Below are 14,023 nucleotides of genomic sequence, written 5' to 3' on the forward strand. Positions count from 1 at the left end.
CATTTATGAAGAAATCCCTCCATCTTTACAGGTGGAGGGATTCATCGTCATAGACCAGAGAATGGAAACAATCGTTTTATTTCAGGAGGCTTTATGAAAGTTGATTATCATATGCATACGCTGTGTTCAGACGGAATCTGCGAAGTGGAAACTGTCGTTGACATGGCGGTAAACTGCGGAATTCTCGCCATGGCGGTCACGGATCATGACACGCTGTCGGGCATCGGCAGGGCCAGACAGCGCTGCCTGGGCCGTATCCGCTACGTTACCGGCACGGAAATTACGTGTGCGGAACAGCTCTGGGGAAGTCTCCCCACTTCCCAGTCCATCCACCTGCTTGGTTACGGGTTCGATGAGACCGATCCGGTGCTGTGCTCGCTGCTCTCCGCCCGGAAAGAGCGGACGGAAGCCGTCTACCAGGAACTGGCAGAGGCTGTAACCGCGTCAGGATATCCGATTCGTATCCCGGCTGTCCCCATGAGCTGCGGAAATGTCCTTCAGCTTCGAGATGTCATGGCGCACGTCAGGGCAGCTTACCCTGCGGTCAGCGAGGAGGCCGCGGAACTGGTCGATTCCTATGCGAAAGCCCTGACAGAAGCCAATATCACCGTGGAAGACGGCATCGCGGCCATCCACCATGCGGGAGGAAAAGCCGTCTGGGCCCATCCTTATAACTGCTACCGCCATTTTCAGAAACAGTCCCTCCATGCACAGGAGGTGTCCATCATGCTGAAGGAGCTGGCGCTCCTGGGAATCGATGGCATAGAAACCGAATATCCCGCATTTTCCGACTCTGAAAAAAGCTTTTTAAACGGACTCGCCGCTGAATATGGACTGTTTACGACTGCCGGCAGTGATTTTCATGGTTCCGAAAACAGGAACCATATGGGGATGGAGACAGATCAAAACTCCTTTTTATTATAGACCGACACGCTGATGAAGTACGAGAGCACCATCATCACAACAGTTCCCAGAGCTCCCGCGATGATGACGGCAGTCACTGTGCTGTCACTTACAGCAATATCATCCCCATACGCAGACGCAAGCGCTACGATTAAAAAGACTGCCACTCCAATTAAAACGCTGGGAATCATTCTGGCCTTCTCCACACCCAGCCAGTACGTAAGCGGGATGGAGATCGAATTATAAAAGAATGCCAGGGCAACGCCGGTCAGCCAGTTAATCAGCAGCTCAAACAGAAATTCCGGTCCCATTCTCATGCCTTTTATGGCTGTCGCGGCGGCCACAGCCGCCACTGCTATAATCCCAAAGAAAGCAGCAATGCAGACCGAGTACAGATACTTCTCCAGTACCATCTTCCAGCGGGGGATCGGCATAGTCAGAGCATACGTCTCCCACTTTGTCTGCCTGTCGTAGGAAAACAGATTCAGTACATTCATTCCAGCTATCATGATAAACATGGGAATCAGGAACATTCCCGTCTTTTTACCTCCAAGAAAAACAACTGACCACACCACAAGGATAAACAGCATTGACTTTATACTCTGGCGCATGATATACATATCTTTGATTAGTAATCCTGTCATTTTCGATCCCTCCTAACGGAATACAGCATGATTTCCTCGATGTTCGTCCGGTCCACCACAAGCTCCGGATATCTTCTTTTCACAATATCTCTCCCATGAATCAGTGCTTCCACTCCATAAGGATTCCGCCTGACTCCCACGATACGGACACCGGACAGCCCGGCGAACGCTTCTTCCCCGCATCGCAGAATTCCCATATCCTCCAGAAGCTGATCTTTCTCCTCAGAGAACAGGATACTTCCATTGTGGATCATTGTAATATAATCCGCTACCTTGTCGAGGTCACTCGTTATGTGGGAGGCAATCAGTACAGAGTGTTCTCCATCCTCAATAAACTCAAAGAAGAGATCGAGAATCTCATCCCGCGCCACCGGGTCTAACCCGCTGGTCGCCTCATCCAGAATCAAAAGTTTCGGATGATGGCTCAGTGCGGCCGCGATCGCCAGCTTCATGGTCATTCCTCTTGAATATTCCTTAACCTTTTTCTTCTCCGGAAGAGCGAACCTGGAAAGATAGGAGGAAAACAGCTCCTCATCCCAATTTTTATAGATTCTTTTCATAATTCCCGATATCTGAACGGCGTTGAGAAAATCATGGAACTGGCTTTCACTGAAGACCGCGCCGATCTCCTCTTTAATGTCCTGCTCCCGCTCCCTGATATCCATGCCCAGAATCTCGACTTCACCTGCGTCACGCTTCACAATATCCAGCATGGCCTTGATTGTCGTGGATTTTCCGGATCCATTTTCCCCAATCAGCCCCATTATACTTCCCTTGGGAATATTGAGGCTGATGTTATTTAATGAAAAATCCGGATACTGCTTGCTTAAATTTTGTATTCTGACTGCATATTCCATAATTATTCCCTCACTCTCCGTCATAGAGCATCTTTAATACATCGCACAGTTCTTCACAGGTAATGCCGCTTCTCCTGGCAATGTCCACGGCCTTCGTCAAATACTCTTCCGCGATCCTTAAGTTTCCTTCCCGTATCACCTCCGTGTTTCTTGCCGCCACGAAGCTGCCTTTTCCGGTTATCGTCTCTATAAACCCTTCCTGCTCCAGATCGTTATACGCCCGCTTCGTCGTAATAACGCTGATCCGCAGATCCTTAGCCAGAGTTCTCATACTGGGCAGGGCGTCCCCCGCCTTCAGATGGCCGCTGATAATCAGATTCTTTATCTGAGATGTGATCTGCTCATATATTGGTTTACCGCTGGAATTGCTGATGATGATATTCACTGCACCGCCTCCAAATCTGTTATCCCTATCCCGCATTCATTGTAATCATTGTATATAGTTTATATATACACTATATCATCCCATCACACATCTGTCAACAGCCATTTCCCGCCGCAGAAATAAAACCTAAAAATGCGAATAGAGACAGACCATTCCCCAATATATTAAACCAAACGGACTCAGGTGATGCTATGGATAAGAAAAAACAACTCTTCCGTCTGGTAAAGGTGCTGCTTTTATTTGCCCTGGCCTTTATGGCCGGCCGATTCGGCGCCATGATGACGGATGGAAAACAGGCGGTAGAAACGGCGGCTGACGGGAACTGGGGCTTAAGCTTCCAGCAGGAGGGTCAGCCCCCAGTAGCCAATGCTACCGCCGATTACCTAAAGAAATTCAACGCATACTATGCAGAAAACACACCAGAAAAAGTGCTCTATTTAACGTTTGATGCAGGCTACGAGAACGGCAACACCCCTGCGATTCTGGACGCGTTAAAGAAGCACAATGCACCGGCCACCTTTTTTGTGGTTGGAAACTACATAGAGACCGCACCGGATCTCGTAAAGCGAATGGTGGCGGAAGGCCATATCGTAGGCAATCACACATACCACCACCCCGATATGTCAAAAATATCATCTAAGGAAGCGTTTGAGAAAGAGCTGGGAGATTTAGAGAAGCTGTTTACTGAGACCACCGGACAGACCATGAAAAAATACTATCGTCCGCCCCAGGGAAAGTATAGCGAAACCAATTTGCAGATGGCAAAAGACATGGGATACAGCACATTTTTCTGGAGCCTCGCCTATGTAGACTGGTACCAGGATAAACAGCCGTCCAAAGAGGAAGCCTTCAAAAAACTTCTGGGACGCATCCACCCCGGTGCCGTCGTCCTCCTTCACAGCACCTCCAGCACCAACGCCCAGATTCTTGATGAACTACTGACAAAATGGGAAGAGATGGGATATACATTTAAATCACTGGATCAGCTTGTGACAGAATAAGAGGCAGAAATCACACAGGCTTAGTGGATGGGGATACGCGGACTTTTGCGCGGGGTATCGAGGAAACGGAAGCGTGGCTCCAGTACACAGCGAAACATTTCCCTCCCTGCCACCCGCTCTCCCTTTTCCTCAATCCTCCACGCATAAAGTCCGCGTATCTTTACCCACAAATCCCCCTGCTCACTTCCTTCTCCGGCAAATCACAGTAACCGGCTCCGCCGCTCCTAACTGTCTGCTCCTGGCATCCGGCTGGCTCGTTCCTATACTGAATTCATAAACTGACGCATTTTCCACATATTCGCCTTCGGCGTTTACGCACTCATACGTATGGGCTCCCAGATCCAGTTGCACCCGCTTTTCTTCTCCCGGTTCCAGATCTATCCGCCTAAAGCCGCACAGACTCCAGTGCTCTGCCCGGTCCGGCGAATCTACGGGATTGACATAGACTTCGATCACCTCACGCGCACGCCGGTCTCCGGTGTTCCGCGCTGTGACATACGCTTTCTTTCCGTCTACTGCTCCGTCAGACAGCTCCGTCTTCCCATAGGTTAATCCAAAACCAAACGGATACAGCGGCTCTTCCCGGATATAACGGTACGTTCTGCCCTCCATGGAATAATCCTCAAACGCCGGCAGCGCGGATAAATCTTTATAAAAAGTCACAGGAAGTTTTCCCCCCGGAGCGCTCTTGCCGAAGATCAGCCGTGCAAACGCCGTGCCGCCTTCCGCTCCCGGATACCAGGCCTGAATCACCGCTTTGGCCTTTTCCTGGGCCAGCGATAAGTCGATGGCGCTTCCCGTCATATTGCAGACGATCACTGGTTTGTCCTGGGCCAGAAGTTCTTCCATCAACCTGCGCTGAGAGGCCGGAAGCTCCAGTCCCTCTTTGTCCCCGGAGGAATAGCTGTTGCCGGTATCACCCTCCTCGCCCTCCAGCGTTTCGTCCAGCCCGACGCAGAGAATCACCACATCGCTGTGCCTCGCAGCGATTCTCGCCTCTGACAGCCGGTCTCCCGGAAGTCCTAAATGTTCCACCCGGTCCTCAAAGAGATGGCAGCCCTGAGCGTACAGCACTGTGGTTCCCTCCGCCGCTTCATTCTGAATCCCTTCCAGGATCGTCGTGTAGTGGGACGAGGTTCCGTGGTAATTTCCGATCAGCGCGATCCGGCTGTCCGCATTGGGACCGATCACCGCGATCTTTTTTACAGTATCCGGATTCAAAGGCAGTATTCCGTTGTTTTTCAGTAAGACCATGCTCTTTTCAGCCGCTTCCACAGCCAGTCTGCGGTGCTCTTCACATTCCACCGTCTCGTACGGAATTGCATCGTACTCTGTCGTCTCGCCCATGCCCAGCAGGTACCGGGTCGTAAACAGCCTCACAACGGCCTGTTTAATCTCCGCCTCCGTAATCATCCCTTTCTCATACGCTTTTAGTACGTATAGATACGTATTTCCACAGTTTAAATCACAGCCCTTTGAGACGGCCAGAGCAGCTGATTCCTCTGCATTGTCCGTCACCATGTGGCTCTGGTGGAAGTCACGGATGGCCCAGCAGTCCGATACGAAATGGCCCTCAAATCCCCATTTTCCACGAAGAATCTCCTCAATCAGCAGTGTGCTGGCACAGCACGGCTCTCCCTCATAGCAGTTGTATGCTCCCATGACGGATTCCACGCCGCCTTCCTGCACACAGGCCTCAAATGCAGGCAGATACGTCTCCCATAAATCCCGTTTCGTTGTGGTGGCGTTAAATTCATGGCGAACCGCCTCCGGCCCGGAATGCACGGCAAAATGCTTTGCACAGGCGGCTGTCTTTAAGTGTTCGCCCTCTCCCTGAAGGCCCTTTACGAAAGCAACGCCAAGGCGGGAAGTCAGATACGGGTCCTCTCCGTAGGTCTCATGGCCTCTGCCCCATCTGGGATCCCGAAAGATATTCACATTCGGAGTCCAGTAGGTCAGTCCCTTATAGATGTCCGTGTCGCCTTCCTTCTGAAATTCATTGTATTTTGCCCTGCCTTCTGTCGATACGACCTCCGCCACACTGCGCATCGTCTCCTCGTCAAACATGGCCGCCAGCCCGATGGCCTGCGGAAACACGGTAGCAGTACCGCCTCTGGCCACGCCGTGCAGTCCCTCGTTCCACCAGTTGTAGGCCGATATCTGCAGCCTCGGTATCGCGGGCGCGTCGTAGCGCATCTGGGAGGCCATCTCCTCCACCGTCATCTGTTCCACCAGTTCCACTGCTTTCTGCCTTGCTTTCTGTCTGTCCATAGGTTCCTCCAAATTATCTTTATTCAAAATTCTTATCCTGGTAAAGCTATACCATATTTTTCTTTTCAAGCCTGCATGGCTGCGGTATAATTGCATCATGATTTCACCGTTTCCAGTGAAAGGAGGACGCAGTATGAGCCGTTTAAACTATACACTGCCGGATGAATACCACGGCAGGGAGTTGGAAGGATACGTGGAAAAAGTAGATTACTACTTAAATTCCAATATCCGCATCTGGCACAATGTCCAGAATGAGGGGTATGCCCTGCACCAGCACAGTGCCATCGAGATTCTTGTTCCGATCGAAAATGGAAACACCATTATCGTCAAGGACGTCACATACTATTTGGAGCCGGGCGACATTCTTTTTATCCCCGGACTCACACTTCATGAGATTATAAAGCCGGACTGGGGCGAGCGCTTCTTTTTTATGTTCAACATGGACCCTTTAACCAGCTTCCACGATTACAGCGCCCTGGAGCCGGTGCTGCTGGACCCCTGCCTTCTGACGAAACGGACGAACACAGGAATCTACGAACATATCTATTCCAGGCTTATGGAGATCAGCAATCTCTATTTTTCTCCCGGCGTCACCTTTCGGGAATACTCGATTTATGCTAATTTAATCGATATTCTGACCACGATCGGCCGGGAACATTACGACACCCTTTTCGCCGGCACAGATAATACCGCCGAGAAGAGTTACGATTATTACCAGAAATTCAACAGCCTGCTGGCCTATATCAACGATCACTATGCTGAACAGCTGACGCTGGAAAAGATGGCCGATTACACGGGATTTTCCAAATATCACTTCACCAGGCTGTTCAAACAGCACACGAACTCAACCTTTTACGATTATTTAAGCCGCAAACGGATCCAGGCGGCCCAGACGCTTCTGACGACCGGCGCCTCGATCACATCCATCGCATTTCAGACGGGATTTAACAACTCGACATCATTTACACGATGCTTTAAAAAGTATACGAATTACAGCCCCAGTGAATACCGCACGAAATTCATCGAGGACGTGCCGGAGAATATTCCGGTCTTCTAGACCGCGCTTTTATCGGCCATCTAGTACAGCGCTGCGTAAGTTTCAGTGAATTCTGTGCTTGATATTTGCGTCAGGGGCGCGTCCGCGAAGCGACGCGTAGCGGACCCTACGTCTAGCTTCGTGGGCGTGGTCCTGGCGTGAATAGCGAGTGCAGAATTCACCGGAACTCATGCAACGCCGTACTAATCACTGCCTTATCCCTTCACGCCGCCCAGGGCGACGCCGGCAATGATGTATTTTGACAGCAGTAAATACACAATGATCAGCGGAAGCACCGTCAGGGCCAGCCCCAGATAGACGGAACCGTATTCCGTCTTGTAGATATCGCCACGGAGAAGGCTTACCATAATCGGCATTGTGTATTTGTCTTTGTTCGTGAGGAGCACCAGCGGTGTGAACAAGTTGTTCCAGCTGGATACAAAGCTGAATATGGCCTGTGTGGCAATCGCCGGTTTCATGATCGGCATGGCGATCTTATTAAAGATATAGAACTCTCCCGCCCCGTCGATCCGGGCCGCCTGCACGATTTCCAGAGACAGCGACGGCAGCATATACTGCCTCATAAAGAACACCATGGCCGGGGAAGCGATCGCGGGCAGAATCAGCATCGACAGCTGATTTGTCATGTGGATCCGGTATACCATCTGGTAAAAACCGATCATCGTCACCTGGGCCGGAATCATCATAACCGCCATGATAAAGCTGAAAAATGGTCTGCGCAGCCGCCAGTCATACACCACCAGCCCGTAGGCAGTCATGGTGGAAAAATACACCGCGCAGCCTGTGGAAAATGCCGAGATGATCAGCGAGTTCATAAATCCCACCATCGGGTTGAAGCTCTTGCCCAGCAGTATGGACAGGTTGCGCATCATATAGCCGGAGGGGATCATCGAGATGGCATGCTGCTGGATCTGTGTCGTAGAACGCGTGGCGTTGACGATCATGATCCAGAAAGGAAGGATGCTCAGTATGGCAAGGCAGATGCAGACAACGTAAATAACGATTTTTAACGCGGTCGAAGTACGCTTCTTATATTTCATCAGCTTTTCCTCCCTTCTTTTAACGCTTTTCTGTATTCCCGCTCCTGTCTGCGCATCTGTTTATTCAGAAGCACCTCGTCCTTATCCCGCATCAGGAAAAACAGGACAGCAGAAGCTGCGCAGATGATTACAAACATAATCATGCTTGCCGCGGCGGCGCGGTTGTACATGTAACTGCCGCTGAACGCCTGATTATAGATGAAGACACTGGTGGTAAGCGTGGCATTGTCCGGCCCGCCCATTAAAAACAGCTTAGGAATATCGAACATCTGCAGACCGCCAATTAAGCTGGTAACCAGCGTGAACAGCAGAATGGTCTTCAAATTTGGAATGGTAATATAGAAAAATGTCTGAATCCGGTTTGCTCCATCCACCTCTGCGGATTCAAAAAGCTCCGGATTGATTCCCATAACGCCGGAAATCAGAATAATCATCGTATAGCCATACCACATCCAGAACTGGATAAATTCCACCGTTCCGCGGGCCACCGACTTGTCAACCAGAAAGTTGATGGGATCCTTTGAAATTCCCAGGCGCATAAAGATATCGTTGACCGGTCCCATCGGATATCCCAGCAGGGCGTTAAACAGGATAGCGATAGTCGCAGCCGTGATGATATTCGGCATGTAGAACAGCACCTTAAACAGCCCTTCCCCCTTAATGTGATACCGCTTGTCGGTAAACCACGCAGTCAGCAGGAGCGCCAGACCAATCTGGGGAACGAAGTTGAACAGCCATATATGGATGGTGTTGCCGAACGCCTTCTTAAATGACGGATTGGAAAGCACTGTTTTAAAGTTCTGAAACGGGTCCTCCAGGAAATTAAAATCCACGGCGCCCATTCCCTTAAAATCCGTAAACCCGATCACCCCGGTAAAGATAATGGGATACAGGGAAAAGATCAGAAATCCAAGTACAAACGGAGCACAGAATATGTAACCCCATTTCGCATATCTCAATCGTTTGCGTTTCATAGTTATAACCTCCCGGTAAAATGGGGGAGGACAGAAACTGCCGTCCTCCCCTTGCTGATGTTCTGTCTCTGGTACTTACTCCACAATGATATCCAGATTATCGGCTACCTGCTGTTTAAAGTCCGTGATCGCCTGTTCTCTGCTCTTATTACCGGCAGTGTATTCACGCACCTGACCACGCCAGTAGTTGTTGATGGTCTCATCGTACTGGGTTAAGTTTGTACCATTGGCGTACTTGTTGGCCGGAACGAAGACATCAAACATATTCTGACCGCCTAAGAAATCGACGGAGCCGTCCGATTTGCTCATAACCGCACCGGATGCAACCGCATCCTTTGTACCTGCGTCATTCATGGTTCCATTTGCCCACATATACTGCAGACTGTCTTCTGCGTCGTCCAGAGTGATCCAGTCAATGATATCCGCAACCGCGTCTTTCACTTTGGTGTCCTTATTAGCCAGTACCCAGGTGCCGCCCCAGAAGAAGCCGATGGGTGAATCACAGACAGCCCAGTCGCCAAATGTTCCTTCACCAACAGCAGTTCCGCCGCAGTTTGGCGCCATGGTATAGTTAATCAGCCACGCCGGTCCGAAGAAGCCGAGAATCGGTTTTGCGCCTTCTCCCTTCATATCGGCAAACCACGCATCCTGCCAGTCCTGTGTGTCATTGTGATAGCCGTTGTCCTTTAACTTCTTGGATAAATCCAGAAATGCCTCTCTCTTTGGATCGATGTTTAATTTTCCGTCCACAATCCAGCCTTTGTCCGAGCTGTTTTCCACTGCGTGCCAGATATCTCCGTCGCCGGATACAATGCCGTAGCCCTTGCCCTTCAGCTCTTCTGCCGCGTTAAAGAATTGTGTCCAGTCATTGGTGCCTGCGCCAAGCTTTGCACCAATTTCCTTCGGATCATCGGTTCCCCAGGTGTCCTTGGCGATGGAACGGCGATAGATAAACGCTCCGCCGGTTGCCTGGTAGCCCAGCGCCACCACTTTACCGTCAGGATTCGTTCCGATATCGACCGCATACTGTGCGATCTCAGAGGATTTAATCTTACCATCCGCGTCAATTCCCAGATCTTCGTATGGCGCGGCATAACGGCTGGCGTCACCCTGCGTATATTTCAGGACAAATGCGGCTTCCGCACAGTAGATATCCGGCGCGTCACTGCCGCCGGATGCCAGTGCCTGATCCAGCGCCGGCTGGTACGCGCCATCAGTAGTCGCAATAATTGTTGTTTTAATCTCATAATCAAAATCCGGATGCATTTCTTTGTACTTTTCAATCATCTTTGGCACTTCGTCGGTAAACGACCAGACATTAATTACTTTGGAACCGGAATCGGAAGAAGCTTCGGTTTTATCCGCTGCTTTTTCTGCCTCCGCACCGGCAGCCTTTTCTGTCGCACCGCCATCGGAAGCAGGCGCTTTTCCACAGCCCGTTAAAGAAGCCGCGATCATACAGCCACACAATAACCCAGCGATCATTTTTTTCATTGTAAATCCTCCTTTGATCATGGTTCGCAAGCTCATTCGTTCTAAGCCTGCAACGTTTTTGATGGATTCATTTTACCATATGTAAAAGGGGATTTTCTCTACATATGTTGCTTTTTACGCAACACAAATTGCGATGTATCTTTGTGTGTTGTGATAAATATTTATTCATTCTATTATTTTTTTTATGTATTTTTACCCATTTTGTAAAACAATCGTGGAACTAATCCGTGATTATTTTTGTTTTTGTTTATATTTATCTAATTAGCGGCATGCATACATCAGCAATATATGAATGGTTTGTTAGTCATATAATCCGTTTATTACCATAAACCAAAAATGCTGCAGGACCGATCCGCAATGATCTGTTCTGCAGCACTCCTCTTTCTTATTTCTTAAACAGTCTGATTCGATTTCCCCTCCATCGCATGAACCAGCTCCACGACCATTTCATGAGAAGGAACAGGGACTCCGTTTTTGTGACCGGAGCGTACTACCGAACCGCTGATGGCATCTACCTCCGTCTTTCTTCCATCACGAAGATCAGCGTATATGGAGGGATATCCCTGCCTGGCTCCTTCCAACAGACTGCGGAGACCTTCCAGCACCTTCTCCGGTTCGAAAACAATGCCCTCTGCCCGTGCTGTTTCTATCGCCTCTCTTACCAGCCGTTCTACCAGGCTCCATGCATGGGCATTGTCCAATAAATAGCCCTGGGACACCTGTAAAATTCCGGATACGACACTTACAGAAGTGTTCACAAACAGCTTGTCCCAGATCAAGCGTCGGATATCTTCAGATACACTGGTCTCTATACCGCACGCTGACATCTCTTCCCCCAGTGCATATATCGAAGTATTTCTGCCATGTACAAAGCCAATACAGGTAGCTCCTCCGCCTCCGTGGAGAACCGAAGTATTTCCTGTTAAAACGCTGTTATGGCGTGTCGTTCCGATGACCACATGAGATTCGTCCACAAATTCTTTCAGCAGTTCCTCATGCCCACATCCATTCTGAAGTGTAAGAAGAAGTGTATCCGGACCGAACAGTCCACGGTTCTGCTCCAGAACCTCTCTGGATACCAGTGATTTAGTAAAAAGCATAACCACATCGGGTGTCTCCCCCAAGTTTTCCCCCGACACAGCCGCCTGCGGAAAGAAATAATTTTCTACCCCGTCTTTTTCACGAATCAGGACTCCGTTCTTCTTCAAATCATCCGTTTTCTCCGCATGATGTCCATAAATACATACTTCGTTTCTCCTGCTGAGCAGTCCGCCGAACAACAGCCCCATGGCGCCTGCTCCTAACACAGCTATTTTCATACGGCATCTTCCTGCTGCTTTCCCATAGACTTTGATTTGCTCATACAGACCGTTACTGCATTCTGCACCGCGCTGCGCATCCCCCGCTCTTCCAGTTCCATAACCGCGTCAACCGTCGTTCCTCCCGGACTGCATACCATATCCTTCAGCTCTCCCGGATGTTTTCCCGTCTCCAGAACCATCCTGGCGCTGCCCGCCACAGCCTGGGCACAGAAGGTATAAGCCAGCCCTCGCGGCATACCCCCTGCAACCGCGGCATCCGCCATCGCCTCAATAAAAAGATAGACATAGGCGGGTGATGAGCCTGAAATCGCTGTGACAACATCAAACAGGCTCTCCGCCACCTCCTCCGCACGGCCAAAGCTTCGGAACACCGCCAGCACATCTTCCCTCTGGGCCTGGGACACCAGATTATTAGAACAGACAGCCGCCATACCCTCTCCCACCATGGCCGGTGTATTTGGCATAACACGAATAACTGGAATGTCACAATTTAAGCACTTCATCAGGACAGAGAGCGATAAACCGGCTGCAATAGATACGACCACACTTTCACGGCGGACCGTTTCCCTGATCTCTGCAATTACCGCTGGGCAGACATTCGGCTTTACTGCCAGAATCAGAATGTCTGCGAAGGCTGCTGTTTTACAGTTCTCATCGGTTATTCCAATCCCATATTCCGCCTTCAAAGCTTCCAGCCCCCTATGGTTTTTATCCGAAACCAGGATATCTCCTGGCTCTGCAATTCCCGCTTTCAGCATTCCTCCGATGATCGCCCTGCACATATTGCCGCCGCCAATGAATCCAAATTTCCGTTCCATTAGATCCCAACTCCCTTTCCTATGTAATTTACTTAATAGGTCATGTTCGGTGCCGTTACTGCAAAATAATTTTCATAGTTTTCATACAGGGTAACGCTCGCTCCCTCGCCCGCAAGATCGGTCAAAATAGTCTGTAGGGCATCGATATCGACTTTTCCATTGGTCTTTCCGTCCAGGTATTCCATGCAGTACTGAACACCGCCTCTTAAGGACATATTCGTAACAGACAGCGGCCAGCCGGTAAAGTGACCTGTCATGTTCTTCTCCGCCGCTTTTTCCACGATCTGCTTGTTCAGATAATCGTAATCACCCGCGTACTCTTCCGGGATCTCGATTCCCAGAGGATTGGCATAGAATGTAGGGGATGGATCCTTTATAATCAGATAATATCCTTCCTGGCGGTCTGCCAGTGTCTTGATAATTGGCTCTGTCTGAGAGAGGTTCGTTCCATAGAATGCAGTCATCTCACCGTACTCATCCAGCTTTTTCGGCACGTCCTCCAGAACAAACTGCTGTGTTCCTGTTGTACCTGCATCCGATGTCGGATCCGGTGTCGTTACGTCCACGAAGGCAATTCCCAGTTCTTCGCATTTCGCCTTTAAATTGTCATGATACGCCAGTTTCGTCGCAATCGCCAGATGGCGTGGGAAGGAATAGTGCAGAACGGTTTTCACGCCGAGTTCGTTAAGAATTTCCGCGTCCTGAACACCAGCAGTCGAAAAGTCTGTGTTAAATACAACGTCTGCCGCCTGTGCAATCACGTCATTATCGTCCATCGGAAGTCCAGCCCAGATAAATATATCATCGCGGACTTCACGGATCTTCTCAATCGCTGCCGCTGTTCCGCTTACAGACTGGGTAAAGATAATCGCCTTCATATCCGGATCAGATGCCAGGGATAATGCGGTGGAAATGGTTGTCTCCATCTCTGTTGCAAAGTTATCCGGGAACGTCACATGGACAACCGTGTCCGGATATTCTGCAACCAGGTCCTCTGCAACCCGGTACTCCTCTTCCGCCTGGGATACGGTGGTAGTCATAATTCCGATCTTATAACCGGCGTTTTCTGCCGCCTCCACCGTCTTTTCCAGAGTTTCATCCGTTGCCGCCTTCGCGGCCTCTGCCGTAGTTGTCGTCTCCGGTGTTCCGCTGCCTACTGTACTTCCGCATGCAGTCAGACCCAGGATCATTGTAAGTGCCAGTGCAGTTGAAATCACTTTTTTAAACATAATCTTCCTCCTTAATGTTGATTCCTTT

General features: G+C 50.0%; 13 protein-coding genes. 3 read left to right on the top strand and 10 right to left on the bottom strand.

What is annotated here, in order from left to right; translation table 11 throughout:
* The first annotated feature begins 93 nt into the window (after positions 1–93).
* Complete coding sequence (locus H8S75_RS11320) at positions 94–924, top strand: PHP domain-containing protein (RefSeq protein ID WP_187021633.1); 831 nt, start codon at positions 94–96, stop codon at positions 922–924.
* Here H8S75_RS11320 and H8S75_RS11325 read toward each other — a convergent pair.
* The 3 genes from H8S75_RS11325 to H8S75_RS11335 are packed head-to-tail and all read right to left on the bottom strand — an operon-like array spanning position 903 to position 2,789.
* Positions 903–1,547 (bottom strand): ABC-2 transporter permease, encoded by a 645-nt coding sequence (locus H8S75_RS11325; protein WP_187021634.1) that lies wholly within the window; start codon positions 1,545–1,547, stop codon positions 903–905. The two genes, H8S75_RS11320 and H8S75_RS11325, sit on opposite strands and share 22 nt — an antisense overlap.
* Positions 1,544–2,404 (bottom strand): ABC transporter ATP-binding protein, encoded by an 861-nt coding sequence (locus tag H8S75_RS11330; RefSeq protein ID WP_187021636.1) that lies wholly within the window; start codon positions 2,402–2,404, stop codon positions 1,544–1,546. The genes H8S75_RS11325 and H8S75_RS11330 overlap by 4 nt, the downstream gene beginning before the upstream one ends.
* 10 nt (positions 2,405–2,414) lie before the next feature.
* The gene (locus tag H8S75_RS11335) at positions 2,415–2,789 is read right to left on the bottom strand and encodes a GntR family transcriptional regulator (RefSeq protein ID WP_187021637.1); all 375 of its coding nucleotides are present in this window, start codon (positions 2,787–2,789) and stop codon (positions 2,415–2,417) included.
* Positions 2,790–2,980: 191 nt separating this feature from the next.
* Here H8S75_RS11335 and pdaA point away from each other — a divergent pair, with 191 nt between their 5' ends.
* Entirely contained in the window at positions 2,981–3,790 is an 810-nt protein-coding gene (pdaA, locus tag H8S75_RS11340) for a delta-lactam-biosynthetic de-N-acetylase (protein WP_110326427.1), read from the top strand.
* 180 nt (positions 3,791–3,970) lie between these two features.
* On the opposite strand, the gene H8S75_RS11345 is transcribed toward pdaA, so the two are convergent.
* A complete protein-coding gene (locus tag H8S75_RS11345) occupies positions 3,971–6,061 on the bottom strand; it encodes a glycoside hydrolase family 3 protein (RefSeq protein ID WP_187021639.1) in 2,091 nt (696 codons plus the stop codon).
* 133 nt (positions 6,062–6,194) lie between these two features.
* On the opposite strand from H8S75_RS11345, the gene H8S75_RS11350 reads away from it, so the two are divergent.
* Entirely contained in the window at positions 6,195–7,118 is a 924-nt protein-coding gene (locus H8S75_RS11350) for an AraC family transcriptional regulator (RefSeq protein ID WP_187021641.1), read from the top strand.
* 194 nt (positions 7,119–7,312) lie between these two features.
* On the opposite strand, the gene H8S75_RS11355 is transcribed toward H8S75_RS11350, so the two are convergent.
* The 6 genes from H8S75_RS11355 to H8S75_RS11380 form a co-directional block, all read right to left on the bottom strand.
* Positions 7,313–8,158, bottom strand: coding sequence for a carbohydrate ABC transporter permease (locus H8S75_RS11355; RefSeq protein ID WP_002600550.1), 846 nt, complete (start codon positions 8,156–8,158; stop codon positions 7,313–7,315).
* On the bottom strand, positions 8,158–9,132 hold the full coding sequence (locus H8S75_RS11360; protein ID WP_187021642.1) for a carbohydrate ABC transporter permease: 975 nt from the start codon (positions 9,130–9,132) through the stop codon (positions 8,158–8,160). Before H8S75_RS11360 ends, H8S75_RS11355 begins: the two co-directional genes overlap by 1 nt.
* A gap of 75 nt (positions 9,133–9,207) precedes the next feature.
* Positions 9,208–10,626 carry an ABC transporter substrate-binding protein gene (locus H8S75_RS11365; protein WP_187021644.1) on the bottom strand — a complete coding sequence of 473 codons (1,419 nt, stop codon included), beginning with the start codon at positions 10,624–10,626 and terminating at the stop codon, positions 9,208–9,210.
* Positions 10,627–11,018: 392 nt separating this feature from the next.
* Positions 11,019–11,945 carry a ketopantoate reductase family protein gene (locus H8S75_RS11370; RefSeq protein WP_187021646.1) on the bottom strand — a complete coding sequence of 309 codons (927 nt, stop codon included), beginning with the start codon at positions 11,943–11,945 and terminating at the stop codon, positions 11,019–11,021.
* The gene (proC, locus tag H8S75_RS11375; RefSeq protein WP_187021647.1) at positions 11,942–12,766 is read right to left on the bottom strand and encodes a pyrroline-5-carboxylate reductase; all 825 of its coding nucleotides are present in this window, start codon (positions 12,764–12,766) and stop codon (positions 11,942–11,944) included. Before proC ends, H8S75_RS11370 begins: the two co-directional genes overlap by 4 nt.
* Before the next feature lie 32 nt (positions 12,767–12,798).
* Positions 12,799–13,995: a DUF3798 domain-containing protein gene (locus H8S75_RS11380; RefSeq protein ID WP_187021649.1), complete on the bottom strand. Its 1,197-nt coding sequence runs from the start codon at positions 13,993–13,995 to the stop codon at positions 12,799–12,801.
* Positions 13,996–14,023 lie beyond the last annotated feature (28 nt).

It is taken from the genome of Hungatella hominis, assembly GCF_014288005.1.
Lineage (GTDB): Bacteria > Bacillota > Clostridia > Lachnospirales > Lachnospiraceae > Hungatella > Hungatella effluvii.